Source organism: Mucilaginibacter calamicampi (assembly GCF_042676765.1).
GTDB lineage: Bacteria > Bacteroidota > Bacteroidia > Sphingobacteriales > Sphingobacteriaceae > Mucilaginibacter > Mucilaginibacter calamicampi.
This window is the reverse complement of record NZ_JBHTHU010000006.1, coordinates 1-20,276: the sequence shown is the minus strand read 5'-3', so window position 1 is coordinate 20,276 and position 20,276 is coordinate 1. Positions and strand designations below refer to the sequence as shown.

15 protein-coding genes are annotated in these 20,276 nt (G+C 42.2%); 3 read left to right on the top strand and 12 right to left on the bottom strand.

Annotated features, from left to right (window positions below):
* Positions 1-16: 16 nt before the first annotated feature.
* The 7 genes from ACFQZS_RS09685 to ACFQZS_RS09655 all read right to left on the bottom strand — a co-directional run bounded on the left by ACFQZS_RS09685 (position 17) and on the right by ACFQZS_RS09655 (position 12,394).
* On the bottom strand, positions 17-3,394 hold the full coding sequence (locus ACFQZS_RS09685) for a TonB-dependent receptor (protein ID WP_377099660.1): 3,378 nt from the start codon (positions 3,392-3,394) through the stop codon (positions 17-19).
* A gap of 252 nt (positions 3,395-3,646) precedes the next feature.
* A complete protein-coding gene (locus ACFQZS_RS09680) occupies positions 3,647-4,729 on the bottom strand; it encodes a FecR family protein (protein WP_377099658.1) in 1,083 nt (360 codons plus the stop codon).
* 116 nt (positions 4,730-4,845) lie between these two features.
* Entirely contained in the window at positions 4,846-5,436 is a 591-nt protein-coding gene (locus tag ACFQZS_RS09675; protein WP_377099657.1) for an RNA polymerase sigma-70 factor, read from the bottom strand.
* Between the two features lie 338 nt (positions 5,437-5,774).
* Entirely contained in the window at positions 5,775-6,890 is a 1,116-nt protein-coding gene (locus ACFQZS_RS09670) for a Gfo/Idh/MocA family protein (protein ID WP_377099655.1), read from the bottom strand.
* Between the two features lie 5 nt (positions 6,891-6,895).
* Complete coding sequence (locus ACFQZS_RS09665; RefSeq protein WP_377099653.1) at positions 6,896-7,786, bottom strand: sugar phosphate isomerase/epimerase family protein; 891 nt, start codon at positions 7,784-7,786, stop codon at positions 6,896-6,898.
* Between the two features lie 5 nt (positions 7,787-7,791).
* Complete coding sequence (locus tag ACFQZS_RS09660) at positions 7,792-9,348, bottom strand: MFS transporter (protein WP_377099651.1); 1,557 nt, start codon at positions 9,346-9,348, stop codon at positions 7,792-7,794.
* Positions 9,349-9,424: 76 nt separating this feature from the next.
* On the bottom strand, positions 9,425-12,394 hold the full coding sequence (locus ACFQZS_RS09655; RefSeq protein ID WP_377099649.1) for a PVC-type heme-binding CxxCH protein: 2,970 nt from the start codon (positions 12,392-12,394) through the stop codon (positions 9,425-9,427).
* Between the two features lie 143 nt (positions 12,395-12,537).
* On the opposite strand from ACFQZS_RS09655, the gene ACFQZS_RS09650 reads away from it, so the two are divergent.
* Positions 12,538-13,413 (top strand): AraC family transcriptional regulator, encoded by an 876-nt coding sequence (locus ACFQZS_RS09650; protein ID WP_377099648.1) that lies wholly within the window; start codon positions 12,538-12,540, stop codon positions 13,411-13,413.
* A 174-nt stretch (positions 13,414-13,587) separates the two neighbouring features.
* Here ACFQZS_RS09650 and ACFQZS_RS09645 read toward each other — a convergent pair whose 3' ends face one another.
* Genes ACFQZS_RS09645 through ACFQZS_RS09630 form a run of 4 tightly spaced genes read right to left on the bottom strand, consistent with a single transcriptional unit; the run spans position 13,588 to position 17,648 of the window.
* Positions 13,588-14,082 carry a GNAT family N-acetyltransferase gene (locus tag ACFQZS_RS09645; RefSeq protein WP_377099647.1) on the bottom strand — a complete coding sequence of 165 codons (495 nt, stop codon included), beginning with the start codon at positions 14,080-14,082 and terminating at the stop codon, positions 13,588-13,590.
* Between the two features lie 29 nt (positions 14,083-14,111).
* On the bottom strand, positions 14,112-14,858 hold the full coding sequence (locus ACFQZS_RS09640; protein WP_377099646.1) for an ABC transporter ATP-binding protein: 747 nt from the start codon (positions 14,856-14,858) through the stop codon (positions 14,112-14,114).
* A 1-nt stretch (position 14,859) separates the two neighbouring features.
* Entirely contained in the window at positions 14,860-16,338 is a 1,479-nt protein-coding gene (locus ACFQZS_RS09635; RefSeq protein WP_377099644.1) for a DUF5687 family protein, read from the bottom strand.
* A gap of 29 nt (positions 16,339-16,367) precedes the next feature.
* Entirely contained in the window at positions 16,368-17,648 is a 1,281-nt protein-coding gene (locus tag ACFQZS_RS09630; RefSeq protein WP_377099642.1) for a replication-associated recombination protein A, read from the bottom strand.
* A 319-nt stretch (positions 17,649-17,967) separates the two neighbouring features.
* Between ACFQZS_RS09630 and ACFQZS_RS09625 the strand changes: the two genes are divergently transcribed.
* Both ACFQZS_RS09625 and ACFQZS_RS09620 read left to right on the top strand, forming a co-directional pair.
* Entirely contained in the window at positions 17,968-18,654 is a 687-nt protein-coding gene (locus ACFQZS_RS09625) for a MarC family protein (RefSeq protein WP_377099639.1), read from the top strand.
* A 34-nt stretch (positions 18,655-18,688) separates the two neighbouring features.
* Entirely contained in the window at positions 18,689-19,477 is a 789-nt protein-coding gene (locus ACFQZS_RS09620; protein WP_377099637.1) for a hypothetical protein, read from the top strand.
* 54 nt (positions 19,478-19,531) lie between these two features.
* Here ACFQZS_RS09620 and ACFQZS_RS09615 read toward each other — a convergent pair whose 3' ends face one another.
* Positions 19,532-20,044, bottom strand: coding sequence for a hypothetical protein (locus ACFQZS_RS09615; RefSeq protein WP_377099635.1), 513 nt, complete (start codon positions 20,042-20,044; stop codon positions 19,532-19,534).
* Positions 20,045-20,276 lie beyond the last annotated feature (232 nt).

Genomic DNA, 20,276 nt, shown 5'->3' with positions numbered 1-20,276 from the left:
ATTAAATAAATGTTTATTAAAAAGTTGCATTTAAACCAAACGTCCAAGATCTTAGGATAGGCGTTGCAGTATCTGAACCTGGAGAAGAGCCAGTATTGCTAGCCAGTTCAGGATCGATAAAATTAAGCTTGCTGAAAGTCAACAAGTTTTGGCCTGTTACATAAAATCTAACCGATTTGATTTTTAACGCTTTAACAACAGATGAAGGAATGGTATAACCTAAAGTAGCTGTTCTTAACCTCAAATAACTTGCGTCTCTAACCCAGAAATCAGATCCTTGGGTATCATTTGAAAAAGGAGACGAAGCTGTGCGTGGATATTTGGCTGTCATATCTGTAGCCGGTGTCCAACGGTTGTTAAAAAACTCGTAACCGGTATTACTGCTGTTATTGCTAAACGGAACGGTTAAGAAACCTTGTGTACCGATAGATGATTTTGCAGCTCCCTGGAAGAACAAGCTAAGATCAACACCTTTCCAGCTGGCGGCTAATGTAGCACCGTAGGTAATTAATGGCTGCGGATTATAACCGATAAAGGTTTCATCGTTAGAATCTATTTTACCATCAGGTACACCATTCGGGCCAGAAAGATCCGCGTATTTTACGTTACCCGGTTTTAAAGTACCAAACTGCGTTACGTTGTAACCATCTGCTGCATTGATAACACCGTCGCCGTTTTTGTCGTCAGATAAGTGGAACAAACCTAATGACTTGTAACCGAACTGAGCGTTAAGCTGGCGTCCTGTTCTGCGGCGGTTAAGATTGTTGTAAGTTGACAACTGCTCGAATATCTCTATAGTTTTGTTATTAGCATAGGTAAAGTTACCGTTTAAACTTAACTGCAAGCCATTGGCAAACTTATGCTGTGTACCTGCGGTGATCTCAATACCATAGTTTTCCATCTTGCCCACATTAATTTGTGACAAGCCGGTACCGTACTCTTGCGAAACAGTGTTTGACGGAGTAAACAACATGTTAGAACGTTTTTGTTTGAAAACACCCACGTCTAAATTCAATTTTCCGTTAAATAATACCGATTCGAAACCAATATCAGTTTTTTCTGCAATTTCCCAGGTAATCAAAGGGTTAGCCTGATTATTTGGCGTTGTACCTTGCACTACAGTGCCATTAAAGGCATAAGCAGCAGCCAAGTTGTATGAGTCAACATACTGGAAGTTTTGCTGAGGATTGGCAAGGTTTCCGGTTCTACCCCATGATCCTTTTAGCTTGAAGTAATTTATCCAGCTAACGTTTTTCATGAAATCCTCATTGCTTAATATCCAGCCTGCAGAGAATGCCGGGAAATAGGCATAACGTTTACCTGGTGCAAAGGCGAAGTGAGCATCATAACGGCCGGTTGCCTCAATGGTGTACTTGTTATCGTAAGTATCGCTCAAACGGTAAACATAACCTAACTGGCTTGTTGTGCTTGAGGTACCACCTATGATGTAATCATTTCTGTTTGAGCTACCAAAGTTAAGTTCATCCACATCTATCGAATAGTTGTTGATACGGGCATTAAAATCATTAGACCTGGTATTTCTGGCTTCTGCTACAACCAAGCCGGTTATATCATGCTTTCCAAAAGTATCGTGGTAATTTAAATAACCCTGGTAGTTAAACCTTTGGTCTTTGTTAAAAAACTCCTGCAAGTAAGTATAAGCCACCAAACCTTCTGATGTTGATGGTGCCTTAGTAAAGGTATAAGGTGCAGCTGAGCCGCTTATGCTATAGTAATAAAACGGTTTGTGATACTGTTTACGATTCCAGCTGGTAGGGTCATAACTCACAACGGCTTTAACACTTAAACCTTTTATCGGAAGCTTTTGCTCAAGGCTGGCGCTTAACAGCTGTTGGTTATAGTAACCACGGGTATATCCACCCGATGCCAATGTAGCGTAAGGGCTTAAGCCGTTAGAAGCTCCCCATAATCCGTTGCTGAATTTATAAACATCAGTCGGGATGTACTTGTACGTTGAACGCAAAAGGTTACCTGCATTGTGTTGCGGGTCTAAACCACGGTCTACTTCATTTGATCCGTTTATACCTAATGAAAAGGTTGTAGTATTAGTAACCTTAGCTTCTATGTTCACAGTATAATTGTAACGGGTGTAATCAATCTGCGGGAACATACCTTGCTGGTTAAAAAAGCCCAGATTGGTATAGTACTTAACCCTGTCACTACCGCCTGACAACTGTAAAGAGTAACTTTGCTGAGGCGCGTTCTTTTTAATGATATCTGTAGGGTTGTTACGCGGAAAATGGTCAGGATCTGTCTTGCTCTTCGCATCCCAGGTATTGATCTTATCCTGAGAGTGGATAGCTGCGGCTCCATTGTTGGTCAAGCCTTCGTTAACTAAACGCATATAATCTTCTGCAGTTAACACGTTAGGCAGATAAGTAGGATTCTGTATGCCATACCATGCATTCAATGATATTGTTGGGGCACCGGTTTTACCTTGCTTAGTGGTAATTAAAATAACACCGTTAGCACCACCTAAACCATAAGGAGCAGTAGCAGCCGCATCTTTCAATACACTCACCGTTTCTATAGCGTTAGGGTCAACCTGGTTAATGTTATCACGCCTAACGTTATCCACAATAATCAGCGGGTTGTTAGTGCCGGTGGTATTCTGGCCACGTATTGAAAACGTAGTATTACCAGCGCTACCAGGCTGACCACCATTAGACTGGCGACCGGTTACACCTGAAACCCTACCTAAAATTGAGTTGCTAATGTTTGGAACAGGTGCCTGGATCAATTCCGCACCTTTAACACTGCTGATGGCACCGGTTACAGATGCACGTTTTTGCGTGCCGTAACCCACAACAACAACCTCATTTAAAGTAGCATTTTCTTCTACCAATGAAGCATTAATTGTAGTTTGAGTACCTGCAGTTATTTCTTGTGTAATGAAACCTACATAACGTATAACTACAACTGATGTCCTGTCGGCAACGTTGATGATATAATTACCATCGCCATCAGTAACAACTGCGTTAACCGGGTTGGCTTTTTCAAATACAGTAACGCCGGCCATTGCCACGCCTTTACTATCTGTAACCTTACCCTTAATAGGAATTGCCATTGCAACAGGTTTAGTAATTATAACCAGGTTTGCGTTCACTTTAAAGCTAAGGTCGCTATTAGCAAGCACCTGCGATACAATTTGATTGATAGACGCATCGGTAGCCTCAAGGTTAACTTTACTGCCAAACCCATTAAGTACGGCATCACTATAGAGGAAACGATATTCTGATTGCTTTGAAATTTCTTTTAAAGCATTTTGAAGGGATACATTACGCAATTTGACGCTTATCTTATCCTGGCTGTAACCCTTTGAAAAGCCCTGAAGTGATGAGATTATGACAAGCAGCAAGATACATTTTGACATAATGAGAAACTTTAATATGCGTTTATTTCGCACCCGTAGGGCGTCAGAAATATTTTTTTTCATAATTTTGATTGGTTGGTTTTTAACTATGTTCTCTTTTACTATAAGTAGTTAAGACAGCAGCCATTGTGCGGGGGGTGCGCCAACACCTTCCGCTTTTTTTTGCACTATCTTTTGAGGGGTAGGTAAGCTTTTTTATCTCATATATCTCTCCTTATTTTTCTGGTTTAAGTTTAGTATAATTGGTTATTTCTATCTGTAAATCGTTATTTGGTTGTTGCGTTCAAAACTGTATTTAAACTGCCCGCCGCTTGCATACTGCAAACCTTTCATAGCATCGTTTAGCGTTTCGTCTTTAAAAACCCCGGTTAATACCAATGATTTTACAGACTCGTCCTGAAAATTGATAGAAACGTTATAAAAACGCTCCATGCGCGTTGCAATATCATCAAACGTTTCTGACTCAAACGCCAGCTTCTTTTCTATCCATTGCGCTTCTACAGGCAGCGGATCCTGATCTTTATAATGAATATTACTTAATATGATAAGTGGTATAGGTATAATTCTACCATTTTGAGCCAAAGCGCCGGAAGCTGTTGCTGCTTGCAGATTGCTGTTGCGCACAGTTATCTTCTCGCTAGGCTTTAAAATATATTTTTTGTCGGGATTATTAACCAAAGTAACTTCAATAGATCCCTTTACTAACGCTGCTTCTGATTTTTTCTCATTAGTAAAAGCCCGCACATTAAATCTAGTACCAAGTACCCTTAAATGCATTGAAGCGGTTGTAACTACAAACGGATGTTTAGCGTCTCTCACAACATCAAAAAAGGCCTCGCCAACAAGGCTAACCCCTCTTTCTTTAACACCAAATTTCTTAGACAGCGTAATCTTGCTTTTGGCATTAAGCCACACTGTTGAACCATCGGGAAGGACAATTTTTTTGGGTGATTCGGCTGGTTTAACTACGTTATCTGCGAATAGGCCGCTTTTAAAAGTATTATTTTTAACCAGCGTTATTGTAATTGCAAATAGGACCAAAATAGAAGCGGCCGCCAGCCAAAAAAATCTGCGCTTACCATTGCGCTGCAATGGAATAACTTCGGGCTCAGGGGCTATTTTCTTCTTAAACTGGCTCCACCTTTCTTCAATCTCTTCGTCAGATTTATGGGGCGATTCGATGTTAACGGTAAGCAGCGTTTGCTCAAGTTCATCAATGGTATGACCGCTATCTCCACTACTGGCTATAAGGCTCTGCAGCTCCTCCAACTCTTGCAAAGTGGCTTCACCAGAAACCTTTTTACCTATCAATATCCAAATGCGATTAGCAACCATTGTTGTTAGGAGTCATTTTTATGGGCCTTACCCTAGTAAAAAAAAGATTTTATATTTTTTTGTTGAATATCGTTTAAGGATGTGTAAAAAACACACTACAACGATATAGTAATAAATCAATTGAACATAATTGATTTAAACGCGTTCTGAGCTACCGGTTTCTTGCTGTTAGATATGTTTTCACTGATCTTTCTCAGGGCATTACCCATATGGTATTCTACATTTTTAACGCTTACGTTTAAAATTTCGGCTACTTCTCTATATTTCAAACCATCTTCTTTAACCAACTTGAAAACCTGTTTACATTGTGGCGACAACTCTGCAATCGATTGATTTATTATAGCCAGCAACTCTAGCGACATCATTTCCTCCTGCATTGTTGGGGTAGTGTCCTGAATATCAAAATCCTCATCTATACGGATATAACTTATTTTGCCAAGTTTACTTAACTGCCGCAACGAGGCGTTTTTTACAGATACATACAGGTAAACCGTGAAGTTATTAACGTCCGCAAGGTTTTTTCTTTTTTGCCAAACGTTAAGCATTACATCATCATACACTTCATTTGCCAGATCTTCAGATTTTACAACAGATAATGCCAGCCTGAATAAACGAGTATAGTAACCTTTGTAAATTTTTTCAAAGGCAACCTGATCGTCTTCAAAGACAACTTTTTTAATAGCTTCGTCTATATCCTGAATTATCATATTCAAACAAAACTTAAGACAAACTACGTGAGCAGTGTCACGAATTAAGCTTAAAGGGTATTTTATAATTGGTTATAATTCGAAATTAGGTAATAATATCTTACAAACGATAAACTTTTTTTTTATTTTTTTTAACACCCATTAAAAATAGTTTGTAAAATGTTTGTAACCAACTATAAAATAGCTTAATGATTTATGGTAAAAAGGCTTAATAAATAATACTAATTAATTGAAAAACAGGATTATCAGTTAATAGCAAAGGGGCCCGAAAGCCCCTTTACACCCGATTATACTAAAATGGACCCGTAGCATGGAGATGCCCGGGCCAACCTCAGATTTTATTTTGCCAAAGTAAATTCAGGCAGGTTAATTTTTTTACCCCCGTCCATTGCCGACTCGTGCGCCAGTATACCTACGCATGTAATATTGGCCGATTGCCTGGCGTTAGGGAAAGGTTGGCGGGTATTAACCAGTGCCGATAGAAATTCATTCACCAAGTGGGGATGCGAACCGCCATGACCTGATCCCTGCAAGAAAGAAAGGTGCTGATTGCTATCGCCATCATAAACGCCGCCTGTGGTAAAAGCCTGTATTTCTTCAGGCAATAAATGCGCGTAGTCAGGAATGGTTACCGTCTCAGGCGTTTCACCGGTATGAATTACTGATGGCTGGTGCTCGATCAACGTCCACTCAAATGATTTTTTTGAGCCATATACATCAAAGCTTTCGCGGTACTGGCGCGCAGTATTAAATAATGAGCGTGTTACTTCTGCAGCCAGATCAGAGTCTTTAAACTTAATATGGCAGCTTTCAATAGCAAACGGCGATCCGTATTTAGGTATCAAATGCGCGTCAATTGTTCCGGAACCATAGCATGATACGTATTCAGCATCGGCTCCCGCTAACGCTACTACCGGACCAACACAATGCGTTGCATAATGCATAGGCGGCAGGCCTTCCCAGTAGCCAGGCCATCCGGCCATTTCCTGCTGGTGCGAGGCGCGCAAAAACTGCAGCTTGCCCAACTCGCCCTTTTCATAAAGTTCTTTTACAAATAAAAACTCGCGGCTGTAAACCACGGTTTCCATCATCATGTAAGTAAGGCCGGTTTCTTCAACCGCCTCAACTATCTGGCGGCACTCTTCAACCGTTGTAGCCATTGGTACGGTACATGCCACATGTTTACCCGCGCGTAAAGCTTTAATAGATTGCTCGGCGTGGTTTTGAATGGGGGTATTAATATGAACCGCGTCAATTTCCGGGTCAAGCAACAACTCGTCGTAGTTAGTATAACGTTTTTCAATACCGAACGCATCGCCCACCTCGTTCAGCTTTTTCTCATCGCGCTGGCAAATGGCGTACATATTAGCGTTTTTATGGCGCTGGTAAATTGGTATAAACTCGGCCCCGAAACCCAGGCCCACTATTGCAACGTTGATCGTATTTTTTTGCATAAATTTTATAAACTATATTGTTGAATTCTTACAGGCTCTGCCGCCCATTTCTTTAAAAAAGCAAGCCCATCAATGGCAAACTTATCCTGGCTTTCGGCCAAAGGATGCCATATGCAAACCGCCTGCGCTAATTCTTTATTATTTGGCGTAAAACTCTCTATTGATATGGCTCCCGTATAACCAATTTCTTCAAGCGCCGTTCTATACGCGTTGTAGTTGGTTTGGCCTGTACCCGGCGTGCCGCGGTAGTTATCGGCCACCTGCACATGTAATAACTTGTCGCCGGCCAATTTTATAGCAGCTTCCAGGCTTGGCTCCTCAATATTCATGTGGAAACCGTCTAATAATACTTTAGCTGCCGGATTATCGATATCCGCTATCAGCCTAACCACATCTTCACAAGTATTTACCAGATCAGACTCAAAGCGATTAAGCGGCTCGATGGCAATCTCCAGGCCTCTTTCTGTAGCCATATCGCATACAATGCGCAGGTTTTTTACCGCGAGGTCCCATTCCTGTTGCCGCTGTTCGGGGGGCAGCATGCGTGCCTTACCCACAGCAGAATACATTGGCCCGGCGAAAAACTTAACATCCCATAAAACGCAAAGATCCATGCAGGCCGCAATGTATTTAAAGCAGTTTTCATGTATGGCCGGATCCTCGTTCGTTAAATCGCGGGTTGGGCCAAAGGCACCACAAACCAGGGCTTTAAGGCCGTAATGATCAAGCGCGGCTTTTACCGCATTACCATCCACCAATTCAGGATCTTCCAACGCTATTTCAACCATGTCATACCCCATTCCGGCTATTTTTGAGAATAGCTCATCAATAGATGAGGTTTGAAACGGCGATGTCCATAACCAGGTACTTACACCAAATTTTATATCTAAAGGCATTCGTTTTAAATCTTAATAATATCCTCTTCCTGTCTTTTCAAAGTAATTGCTTTATATCCCCCTTTAGTGCGGAAATATATTATCAGCCCCACAAAACTCACAAACATAATTATAGGGAACACCAGTACACTTTTAAGCGCTTCCTTGCGGGCGCCATCCTGAATGGTTTTTACTACCTCCTGATCTCCTTTACCTGCTACCGAAAGTTTAGTTTGATCTATTCCTGCATAATCGCCAAAAACACTTGTTTTTTTCTCGGTTACATAGGTACTATGTATGGCAGTATTGTTTGCGGCATCGTATTTAGCGATATTCTGATCAATTGATTTATCCTGAAAAAAGCCCAAAATACCCGCTCCGATAACTCCTGCTGCTATCATACCCAAACCACCTGTAATATTCAATGTTAAGGCACCGCCTTTTGGAAACCGCTCAGACACCATGCCCAGCATTGTTGGCCAGAAGAAGGTTTTGGCAATACCGTAAATGGATGCCGCTACCAGTACCATTACTCCTGATGAACCGGATAGTAAGTATAACCCGATTATGGCTATTGCAGAACATACGGCCAGCAAACCCGGCGATGAAAACTTGTGTGATATTGGCCCTGCAAAAAATCTTAAAACAAGCATTATTAACGAGGTATAAACTAATACCCAGCCTGCCTGTAAACCTATCTTCTGCGTTTCCGGGGTCATCAGATCGCTTATCCAGCTATCAGTACCTAACTCGGTAATAGCCAGCGGAATCATTATTAAAAGAAACAACACAAACAAGGGTTGCCCCAAACTACGTGTATACCAACCAAAGCCCGCGGCAATTACAAGGGTTGCTATAACGCTTACAGTGGGCGACCATCCAATTACAGCACCCAACTGAAATACAATTAATGCAGTAATAATAAGGGCTCCCAATCCACCAACTTCCTGCAGCATTTCTTTGTATGATACACCAGCCTGCACCCGCTCATTAATAGGAAATTTGCAGAAAAATGTTATCACCGCGTAAACTATTGTAGGTATAAATATCAGGGCTATTTTGTATTCCCAGCCTGTACTTTCTCCCAGCAACAAACCCATAATTCCGCCTAAAACCAGGCCACCTGCCCAGCCTGCATGCAAGCGGCTAAGCCATTTTACCTTATCATTAGGAAACATAGTTGCCGTTACCGGGTTTGCTACAGCCTCTACCGTGCCCGCACTAAGGGCGCCAATAAATGTGCCTATGTAAAGCGACCAGTACCCGGTAGCAAAAATGGTTATTATAGTAGAGGTGAAGTGGCAAATTACCCCAAATATCATGGCGGTTTTATAACCAATTTTATCAATTATTAAACTGAATAGTACAATGCTGATTGCAAAGGGCCATAAACCTACGCCTGATATTTCGCCAAGCTGCGTTTGGGTTAAATTGAATTGATGCCCCCAGGTAGGTAATACAATTGCGCGTAACACAAAGCCAAAGGCGGTGGTTACCAGGGCGATGAAACATGCGTAAAATACTTTCAAATCGGGTTTAACCGCCGTTGCGGTGGTTGCCGAAGTATTGCTTTGAGCTGCCATTTATGTTTTTAAAGTTTAAAACCTGTCAACTGAGTTTTGCTCAATTGACAGGTCTGAGTGTAATAAGGTTCAGAAATTATCTTTGTCCCGGAGGGCCCTGAGCGGCTGTTACTGTCAACACACCGTTCATTATTCGCCAGTGACCAGGGAAGGAACAAATGAAAGGATAATCACCAGGTTCCGTCGGAACTCTGAATCTTACTTTCACAGTCTCGTTAGGGTTGATCAGCTTGGTAGAGAACAATACCTCAGGCATTTTTGGAATGTAATTTTGTTCAATTCCTTTCGGATCCTGCGCCAGTTTATCAGCTGCTGCACCTACCTTTTCAAGCGTGCCTTTTTGCAGTATCAACAAATTATGCTGCATAAAATCCGGATTGGTGAATTCTATTTCTATAATAGCACCCGCCCTTGCAGTAATTGCCTTGGTGTCAAACTTCATTTCGTTCTGTATAACACCAATTTTCACAGCCTGAACCCTATTTGCAGGGATACGGGCAAGTGCTTCCATCTCTGTATTTTCCTTGTTTTTGGCAAGAATACCCTCTGCTGCACCTTTTACATGTTTTACAATTCCGGCTTCTATTGCCAGGCTTATCCATTTGTCTTTAGCATTTACAGGATCTTTTTGAGCGGCCAGCAGCAACGCGCCTATCTGGTCAGACTGCGGCACATCAACTAAAGCTAATATCATATCTCTGCGTGCGTTCAAATCACTGTCTGTTATTACGTTTGCGCCTAATAAGGCTTTTGATGTTCTTTCTGTTGAAGGTAATACTGCTGCAGCAGCTTTACGCACACCGGCTACAGGGTGTTTCAAAGCGGCTTCGGCTACCCCTAACGCTTCAGCATTTGAACCATCTAACAAACCTAGGCCATGCAGGGTCCAAAGCGCGTGTATAGCAGTTGGGTTTAGGCCTATCTCGTCAGTTTTAGTATCACGTATCAATCCGTAAAGCTGAGGTGCGATAGCTTTGTTGCCCGACTCAACAATTAAACGCTGAGCAGTCATACGCCAAAACATGTTATCGCTTTGCAAACCTTTTATCAGGTCGGCAGGATTGTTCTTGTCTAATTTTTTAATGTCTGATGGTTTTGCGCCCTCCCAAACTATACGGTAGATACGGCCGTGGGTACGGTCGCGCAGTGGGTTTACGTAGGCGTTACCCTTACCGTTCTCAAAACCTTTAGGCACCGGATTATGCTGTATGATGTAGTTATACCAGTCGGCCACCCAAACAGCGCCATCTGGGCCAACTTCTGAGTGTACAGGTGCCATCCATTCATCGGCACTTGCCAGCAGGCTCCAGCCGTCTTTCTCTTTAAAGCCCGATCCATCTTTTTCAAGTATTGAACGGTGAATAACCCGTGCAGTAGGCTCGTTAACAAACGCTATACGGTTCCAGTACTCTTTAGGGAAGTTACGTGCGGTGTACAAGTTATGCCCGGCACCGGCGGTAAATCCGTCAAACACGTCAACCTGGCGCAGGTTTTTAGTAACTGCGTGTACGCCATAGTGCCCATCAATTTTTAATATAGAGGTAGCAGCAGGCAGCCCTGTGGTGGCTAAATAGCGCTGCGGTATGCCCAGGTAATCACTGTGTGAGTTGTTAGCAGTTGAATAAAACACATCATTATTTTCTGAGAAGCCAACGCCCCAGGTGTTGTTGCTCAGGTTACCCATATGCTCCATCCATTTACCATCAGGTGCAAAGCGGTAAGCAGCATTGCTGATCCTCATTTGTTTACCCCCTACAGTGCCGTTAAAGCCAGAGTAACCTACAGTACCCCAAATGTTGTTGTCAAAACCATAATGTAAGCTTGAAGCAACAGCGTGGGTATCATTAAAGCCCCATCCGGTTATAATGGTTTGTCTTATATCAGCCTTATCATCACCGTTGGTATCTTTTAAGAATATGGTATGAGGTGCCTGGGCCACTATTACACCGCCATTGGCAAACACTATACTTGTAGGTAAGTTAAAATGATCAGCAAAAATGGTAAACTTATCAGCCTTGCCGTCGCCGTTGGTATCCTCACAAATTTTAATGCGGTCGGCACCCTGATCTTTATTCTCTAATACGGTGTTAGGATAATCAACTGTTTCAACTATCCATAAGCGCCCTCTTTCATCCCACGCCATAGCGATAGGTTTTTCAATTTGAGGCTCCTGTGCAAATAGCTGCATTTTAAACCCTACGGGCAATTGTGTCAACAATTGAGATTCTTCAGGAGACATGATGGCCTGCAGTTTTGGGGCAGGGTCACGTTTCTCATAGTTAGGGATAGCTGCATCGCTATAGGCTGGTTGTGGTTTTTTCAACTTGGCCAATTGCTTAGCCGCGTCTTTACCTACTGCCCATAAAATACCATTGTAAACCAATTGCTTAAAGCCAGGATTATTAAAAGTTCTCTCATCATGACCATAAGCTGTGTAAAAAACACGGCCCTTGCCATAAGTATTTGTCCAGGTGTAAGGCTCGTGATGATCGCCTTCAACACGTTCTGTTATTACATGTATAGCCGGGTTGATCTTGGTATGCACATAGGTTTCATCCCAGGTAGTAAAAGGCGTTAAGCCTTTCATAATTTCGTGCTTAGCATCAACAACGGTCATCGGGAATTCGCCCGTTTTGTGTGTTTGGAACTGACCACCAATTAATTTAACCACTTCATCATTATTGCGGAAGCAGAACGACGCTGAGTGCAATGGAATAAAGCCTTTACCACTTTTTACAAAGGATAGCAGTGCTTCGGCTTGCGAATCTGTGATCCTATCGTAATTAGCGTACACAATAAGTCCGTCATATTTAGACAGCGTGTTATTGTTCAGGTCGTTAACATCAGTTGTATAGGTGATGTTAATACCACTTTTAAAATACTCTTTAGAAAGGATCTCCGCAAGTTTTTCTGAGTCGTGATTTTTAGGGGTGTGGCCTAAAAACAAAAGCTCCAACCTGTGCGGCCCCTCGCTTTTAATGAATGTACCTTTAAAGCTGACAACTGCCACCAGGCAGATCACAGCGATTGCAATGTATTTTTTCATGAAATGGTTAAAATTGGCTTATGCTAATAATTATATAGCTATAGAACAAATATGGACATCTAATCCGTTCTTTTTTTATCCAAAACCGACTGTATTTTGTCATTGATATACTATTTTAGTGCACATAAATGCAATAATAGCACATGAGGACCGCCATACATAAGCACTCAATACCTGATTCACAGATATTTACGGTGAAATATCTGGAGGAGCATTACTTTGACCCGGTTTGGCATTCGCATTCAGAATATCAGTTATTTGTACCCCTTGAAGGCACCGGAACCCGGTTTATAGGGGATAGTATCAAAAATTTTACACCCAACGAGTTGATTCTCATCGGATCAAACCTTCCGCATTTGTGGCGAAGCGACGAAACTTACTTTGAAAAAAACACGCCTTTAAAAGTAAGCGGTATTGTAATTTACCTGCAGGAGAGCTTTTTGGGTGAACATTTAATGGATAAGGACGAAATGGTGCAGCTGAGGAGCTTCTTCAAAAAATCATCGCGGGGATTAGAGTTTCATGGTAAGGTGCGCACCATGGTAATTGAAATGATGAAGGAACTTTTAACCCTTAGCGGCTTACCCGCCTTTATACATTTATTAAAAATATTGAATACGCTTGCCACTACCAAAGAACATAGCTTTATATCGCATAACGAATATATTGATCCTTTTAAAAAGGATGAAGCGGATAGAATGAGCAGTGTTTATGAGTATATATTGAAGAACTATCGCAAAAAAATACACCTTAATGAGTTGGCAGATCTGGTATGTATGACGCCGACCTCATTTAGCCGGTACTTTGCAGCTGCAAATAATAAGGGTTTTTCAAAATTTATTACTGAGCTGCGGGTTAAACATGCCTGTAAGCTGTTAACCGAAACAGAATTGAGTGTGGCCGCAATAGCCGAACGAACAGGCTTTAAAACGTTATCTAACTTTAACAAACATTTTAGGGATGAAATGAAGAAGAAGCCGACAGATTATAAAAAGGAGTTTTTGCAGATATTGAGTTAAGAAATCCCTATATCTCCACCAATATCAGCAAGTTAAAAGAGTTTGTCATTTCGAGCAATAGCGAGAAATCTATACACGCGTTGAGCCACAGGACTGGCTTGTGTATAGATCTCTCACTGCGTTCGAGATGACATTAGTTGTTTCGTATCTTAATCTATCCCCTTGCAGGAGACATTATAACTGCTTGCGCATTACATAATCGTTCATCCAATACGGGCCAATGGGTATGTCCTCTCCGTAAACTACTACAAAGCCCAGCTTTTCATAAAAAGACTTTGCCCGGTTGTAACGGTTAACGTTCAAATCAAGAATGTTTTTGCCGGCAGCTATTACATCGGCGCAAACTTTGTCTATTAACAACTTTCCGTAACCTTTACCCTGTGTTGATGGCAGGCAATACAGTTTATGCAATTTATAAATATCAGCATCTTCTTCGCGGGGCGAATAGCCTGCAAACGCAACGGGAACACCATCTTCTATCAGCAATAAATAAGTTTGTTGGCCTTGTGTTATTTGCGTTGTAATTTTTTCTGTCGAGTAGATCTCCGCCAGCATATAATCAAGTTGCTCCGGCGACAAAATTGGTGAGTAGGTTGGCCGCCAGATAGCATCAGCCAATTGGCGAATAGTTTCTACATCATCAACAGTTGCTGCGCGGATATCAGGCATAAATAAACTAATCTCTAATCAACTAAATATTAATGATTCTCTTCCTCGTCAACCGGTAATGTAGTATGATGAGCAGACTGGCCAATAGCAAAATACTCTTCCAGTTCGGCCAAAGTTGATGCATTGGTGGCCATATCTTTTATAATGCGGCCTTTTTCCATCAGCAGTATACGGTCGCACACATCAGTAACGTGGTTAAGGTCATGGCTGGATACAAGGGTAGTTACGCCCTGGCTTTTGTTAATGTCTTTAAGCAATTCCTTTAACCTGTACTGGGTGGTAGGATCAATATTAGCAAAAGGCTCATCCAGCATTAAAAACTGCGGCTTTTGCAACAGGCATGATATAATACCAACTTTGGTTTGATTACCTTTTGAAAGATCGCGGATGTACTTGCCTTTGTTAAGTATTTCGCCGTTAAAAAACTCGCCGAACCTGGCGATATACTCATCTACCTGTGGACGGCTTTGATCATGCAATCCACCAATAAAGTAAAAATACTCTTCGGGTGTAAGGTAATCAATCAAAAACCCTTCATCCAGGTAAGATGCGGTGTATTCCTTCCAATGCTCATTGCCGGCAACGGGTTTCCCTTCTGATAATACCTCGCCTGCTTCGGGCCTTATTAAATCAAGCATCATGCGGAACAAGGTGGTTTTACCCGCGCCGTTGTTACCTACCAGGCCAATACTTTCGCCTTTATTTATCTGCAACTGCGGCACGTTAACCACAATAACGCCATTATAAACTTTCTTAATATCTTTTACCTGTATCATATTATTTATTTCTAAAACCCTCGGTTATGGTATATTTTCTGTTATAAAAGTCCTGCACCAGCTTTTCGATCCAGAAATTCCTGGATAAAATACCCGCGATGCCTATAAGGGCCATAACAGCCAGCCCTACGTTTGCTAGATGCAACAGGCTAAATGGAATATAAATTAAATACGGCGCAAACATCAGTGGGAAAGAAAGTAACATCTGCGTGGCTCCCACCCCTTCCCAGTTAAAAGACGCGCCTTTGCTCAGATCAATACGTCGTGCGTTGCGGTTGGCAAAGTATAGTACTATGTAAATGTTTACCCCCAGGTTCCACAGGTACATTATAAAGTGGACAAGTACCGTACGCCATCCAAAATAGGCATACGGAGTTGTAAGCAGCAAGGCACATGTAGCCACCGCGGTAAAAAGCAGGAACTTAGCCTTTAAAAAATCTTTAAAGCTCACTTTGCTTACCATCAACCCATCAAAATGAGCTGCCTGCCAGCTGTATAGAAACTGCCCATAGCTAATGATGAAAAAACCCGTCATAAACATACCTACAAATACTTTAGGCCATTCAAAATGTGTAAAAGCAGGGTTTTTATAAAATATCAAGCCGTAAAACAAAAACACCGACGACATAATAAAGGCTGATCGTGGCCTCTTGTTACGCAGAATGAGTTTTATCTCGTTAGCTACCTGATCGCCAAGGGCCCCGAAACGATTGAGTATTGGATACTCAGTACTGGTTTTGTAGGATGCCTTTTTGCGCGACAGCTCTTCAAGGTAAAGGTTTTGCTTCAGGTAAATAAAGTTGAGCGTATACATGGCTGCAGCCATCGCTACCGGCACCACAGCCAATACCGGATATTTTAACAGGTTACCAAAAAATGAATAGGAAATTCCGCGGATATCATATAGGTGCCAAGCAAAATCGCCGGCAGTCAATAAGGCTAAAACAGCGGTTGAAATGAGAAATACCCAGCCGTTCAAATTGGCCTTTCGTTTAATATACAAAGCCAGGTAATTATTAAAAATGGCAATGCTTACAACAGCTATCATAAATGCCGAAGCAGCGCCCCACCCAGCATTGGGTCCAATGATCTTAATTATAAATGGAAAGAAAAGTATAAAGGGCCAAAAGTTAAAAAACGAAAATAATGCAGTAAAAGCCAGATATCCTACTATAACATTTTTCCTTACCGGCAGGTGGAGATAGGGCTGCACCCGCAACGTAGGCAGTTCTTGCAATTGCATACGTGATATGAGGTCAAAAATGAGGTAAAGCAGGATTATTCCGCAAAAGCTGACAATGATATCGCTGTTAGGAAATTTCCAAGCTAAAAACTTATCCATGAATATACCTATAGCGGATATTTCACCAAGAAGCAAAAATATAATTACGCCCATAAATATGCGCACACCTATACTTTTACCTGTATTTTTTGACCGCCAGAAGGCCTTTAGTTCATGCCTGAGGAAAATTGATATCATGAGGGATCAGTTTATATGGGCTTAAGGTACTAATATTTATACCTGTCTCCCCACAGTTTCTTTAACTTTTCTTTCGATTCCATTTCGCGCGAATTGTTACCGGGTTCGTAAATTTTTGTTCCCTTAATGGCATCAGGCAGAAAGTCAAGGTTCACAAAATTACCCTCATAGCTATGGGCGTATTTGTAATCCTTGCCGTAGCCAATGTTCTTCATCAATTTGGTTGGCGCATTACGCAGGTGCAGCGGCACGGGCAGATCGCCGGTTTGTTTTACCAAACTAAGCGCGGTGCCTATAGCGGTAGTGGCCGAATTGCTTTTTGCCGATGTAGCCAGGTAAATAGCCGTTTGCGACAATATCAATTGCGACTCGGGCATGCCAATTACATTCACCGAATTAAAGCAGGCCTGTGCCAGCAGCAAGGCGTTGGGGTTAGCATTGCCAATATCCTCGGATGACAATATCAGCATGCGGCGGGCTATAAACAGCGGGTCTTCGCCTCCAGCTATCATACGGGCCAGCCAGTAAACAGCACCGTTGGGGTCGCTGCCCCGCATTGATTTTATGAAGGCCGAAATGATATCATAATGCTGCTCGCCGGCCTTATCATACAGCGCCATGTTTTGCTGCACATGGTCTAGCACCACTTTATTATTTATCTCTATGCTTTTGCCGGATATGGCATTTACCAGCAGTTCAAATATATTGAGCAGCTTGCGGGCATCGCCGCCGGAGAGGCGCAGCAGGGCCTCATTCTCTTTTATGCTGATCTTCTTCTTTTTCAACACCTCGTCTTCGCGCATGGCTTTGTCCAGCAGGCCCATCAGGTCATCCTCCTCCAGATGCTGTAAAATGTAAACCTGGCATCGCGACAGCAAAGCGGAGATCACTTCAAACGAAGGGTTCTCTGTAGTAGCGCCTATCAGCGTAACTATACCCCGCTCAACCGCGCCCAGCAACGAGTCTTGCTGCGATTTGGAGAAGCGGTGGATCTCATCAATGAACAGCACGGGTAACGTATGGCCCTCATCTCGTAGCCGCGTGGCCGTTTCAATCACCTCGCGGATGTCTTTAACGCCCGAGTTGATAGCACTAAGCGAGAAGAATGGCCGGTCCTGCGTTTGAGAAATAATGTAAGCCAGCGTGGTTTTACCCACGCCCGGCGGCCCCCAAAACAGCATGGAAGGCAGCACACCACTCTCAATGGCTTTACGTAAAACCGCGCCCTGCCCCACCAAATGTTGCTGACCAACATAGTCATCAAGGGTTTTGGGGCGCATGCGTTCGGCTAATGGCGGCAGATTGTTCATATTGGTAAAATTAGCAGATGTTATTACCAAATCCTAAAAAAGTTAGCAGATAACGTGTTGCAGAAAAACAGGCAACACTTTGCAACACTTGCAACAGCATTTTTTGCAAGTATTTGAAATGTAATGTTTTACAACTATTGTAAGTTTAAACATGCAACACTTTGCAACAGACATATTCGTATGGGAATTTAGCTATAGAAATTCATTAAATAATTGATATACAATAATTTATAAATTGCCAATTTTGACGTAGTGCCTGCAACACTTTTTAAACATAACCGAATTTATTTTGTAGGTTAGTTCTATTAAACACTCCTGTATGCCTGAATATCTAAACTCCTTTATTCACCTGGTATTTATTGGCTTTGTGGCGCTGTTCCCGGTGGTTAACCCGGTTGGTACGGCGTTTATTGTTAATCCTTATTTCACCTCGCTTTCGCGCAAAGAGCGCCTTAACGCGGTAAAAATGATAACCTTTTACGCCTTTTTAATTTGCACCATTACTTTACTGATCGGGCATTGGATACTGGAAATGTTTGGCATCTCTATCCCCATTATTCAACTTGCGGGCGGTATTATGATGTGTAAAATAGGCTGGGAGTCGCTGGCATCTGATGGTGACGATGTAAAGAAAACACCCACAACACAAACCAACGATGTTAACGTTGAACACTTTAGCGCCATAGAGGGAAAGTTATTTTTCCCAATAACCTTCCCCATGACCACCGGCGCGGGTACTATTGCCGTGCTGTTTACCTTAAGTGCTAACGGTGCCGACAAATCATTCAATAATTACATGCTTAATATTGGCGCATTGCTGATATCTGTAATTGGGATCTGCATACTGATATTTATATTTTTCGCTAACACCAAACGGCTCATCAACTACATAGGCTCCAGCAACGAGAAGATCATTAACCGTTTAATGGCCTTTTTAATATTTTGTGTGGGCTTGCAGATAGCTTCAGGAGGGATTATAAATTTGGTAAAAGCGCATTTTAACTAGTTTTACATTTAGTAAACCTTATTAATCCTATATAATGACCGGACAAGAAGAAATGCTGTGGCAGCGCATACAACACTTTCAACTGGATGAACCTGGCACCGCATTTAAATTTTCAGACCGTTTAGCGCGCGAAAACGGCTGGAGTTTGGTTTATGCCAAACGGGTTATTGAGGAGTATAAACGGTTCATTTTTTTATGTTGTGTTAGCGACCGTGGCGTTACACCTTCTGACCCTGTTGACCAGGCCTGGCACCTGCACCTTACTTTTACCCGATCGTATTGGATAGATCTTTGCAAAAATACGCTGCAAAAAGATATTCATCACAATCCAACTAAAGGAGGTGAAACCGAGGCGAAAAAATTTGACGGATACTACACTTTCTCACATCAGTTTTATACAGAAAAATTCGGTAACAACCCTCCTTCGGATATTTGGCAGGATAACCACACGCGTTTTAGCGATATTAATTTTAAGCGTGTTAACTTAAGTAGGTACTGGCTGCTCCCTAAACCAAAATTTTCGCTTAAGATCGCGGTGCTTGCATTAGTTGTGTTTTCGTCAGCATTGTTTATTCAAGCGTCGTCAACAGATTATATAATATATATTATAACGGGAATAGCAGCTTTTTTTATTTTTTCCCAATTAAAGGACAACAATGGTAACAGCGGCTGCGGCACCGGATCGGGCTGCAGCAACAATTATAACGATAGTTCACACCACTCAGACGGCCACCATGGCGATGGTGACAGTAGCGGCTGCAATAGCGGTTGCAGCGGTTGTTCCGGATCAGGTTGCAGCGGCTGTGGTGGTGGCGGCGACTAACTTGTTAGCCTTTGTCTGCTAGCTTGATAGTGAAATTAATTGCTGTATCAAATGCTAATTAAGCACAAAGTTTGCCGTAAAGTACTGCTTAACATACACCGTATCCCTTATATTGGAAAATGCAAAGGCAGGCAGGCGGATAATCTTAGCTTCAATCAGCCATTTTGCTTTGTCTGCTGCTACACCGGGGGTGGTATTTACGCCCGTTACTTTACCACCAATGGGCATCATTTCAATCAAATTGCAATTGGCGCATAAGTCAAGCACTTTTATTTTACCTGCCTCTATATCGGCGGTGTTCAGTTCAAAACTATTGCCTTGCATTGGCGCTTTTAAAAACATTTTCTGTGTAACAGGCCCTTTTTTAACTTCGCTCCAAAAAATGCGATAAGCGCCGCTTGTAAAATTATAACCGGGAATCACCAGGTCTGCGCTTTCTGTAAACAGAAACTGGCAGCCGGTGCAGTTGGTCAGCTCGGGCTGGGGGTTGTTGTTCTTGTCGTTACAGGCGGTAAACAAGGCCATGCCTGCAAATAATAGCGTAATGCGATAGATAAAAGTTTTCATTTGCGTTTTAGTTTTGCTGATGAAACGAGGAAGGTGATTGCTATCGCTACAGGGGGCAATGTTATGTTTATGTTAAGAAAGAGACTGTAAATAGTTGTCATTGCGAGGTACGAAGCAATCGCGAAATTTGCATGCGGGCTTTTCTACTTGCGATTGCTTCGTACCTCGCAATTGTAAAGGTCAGATAATTCGGTAACAGATTAGCTTTACAAACCAAAGCTAAGAGTTATGC

Excerpts from the sequence above, each read along its gene's own strand:
- ACFQZS_RS09685 (WP_377099660.1), bottom strand. The coding sequence starts at position 3,394 with ATGTCAAAATGTATCTTGCTGCTTGTCATAATCTCATCACTTCAGGGC.
- ACFQZS_RS09640 (WP_377099646.1), bottom strand. The coding sequence starts at position 14,858 with ATGATACAGGTAAAAGATATTAAGAAAGTTTATAATGGCGTTATTGTG.
- ACFQZS_RS09615 (WP_377099635.1), bottom strand. The coding sequence starts at position 20,044 with ATGAAAACTTTTATCTATCGCATTACGCTATTATTTGCAGGCATGGCC.
- ACFQZS_RS09650 (WP_377099648.1), top strand. The coding sequence starts at position 12,538 with ATGAGGACCGCCATACATAAGCACTCAATACCTGATTCACAGATATTT.
- ACFQZS_RS09620 (WP_377099637.1), top strand. The coding sequence starts at position 18,689 with ATGACCGGACAAGAAGAAATGCTGTGGCAGCGCATACAACACTTTCAA.
- ACFQZS_RS09625 (WP_377099639.1), top strand. The coding sequence starts at position 17,968 with ATGCCTGAATATCTAAACTCCTTTATTCACCTGGTATTTATTGGCTTT.
- ACFQZS_RS09635 (WP_377099644.1), bottom strand. The coding sequence starts at position 16,338 with ATGATATCAATTTTCCTCAGGCATGAACTAAAGGCCTTCTGGCGGTCA.
- ACFQZS_RS09665 (WP_377099653.1), bottom strand. The coding sequence starts at position 7,786 with ATGCCTTTAGATATAAAATTTGGTGTAAGTACCTGGTTATGGACATCG.
- ACFQZS_RS09660 (WP_377099651.1), bottom strand. The coding sequence starts at position 9,348 with ATGGCAGCTCAAAGCAATACTTCGGCAACCACCGCAACGGCGGTTAAA.
- ACFQZS_RS09645 (WP_377099647.1), bottom strand. The coding sequence starts at position 14,082 with ATGCCTGATATCCGCGCAGCAACTGTTGATGATGTAGAAACTATTCGC.
- ACFQZS_RS09670 (WP_377099655.1), bottom strand. The coding sequence starts at position 6,890 with ATGCAAAAAAATACGATCAACGTTGCAATAGTGGGCCTGGGTTTCGGG.
- ACFQZS_RS09655 (WP_377099649.1), bottom strand. The coding sequence starts at position 12,394 with ATGAAAAAATACATTGCAATCGCTGTGATCTGCCTGGTGGCAGTTGTC.
- ACFQZS_RS09675 (WP_377099657.1), bottom strand. The coding sequence starts at position 5,436 with ATGATAATTCAGGATATAGACGAAGCTATTAAAAAAGTTGTCTTTGAA.
- ACFQZS_RS09680 (WP_377099658.1), bottom strand. The coding sequence starts at position 4,729 with ATGGTTGCTAATCGCATTTGGATATTGATAGGTAAAAAGGTTTCTGGT.
- ACFQZS_RS09630 (WP_377099642.1), bottom strand. The coding sequence starts at position 17,648 with ATGAACAATCTGCCGCCATTAGCCGAACGCATGCGCCCCAAAACCCTT.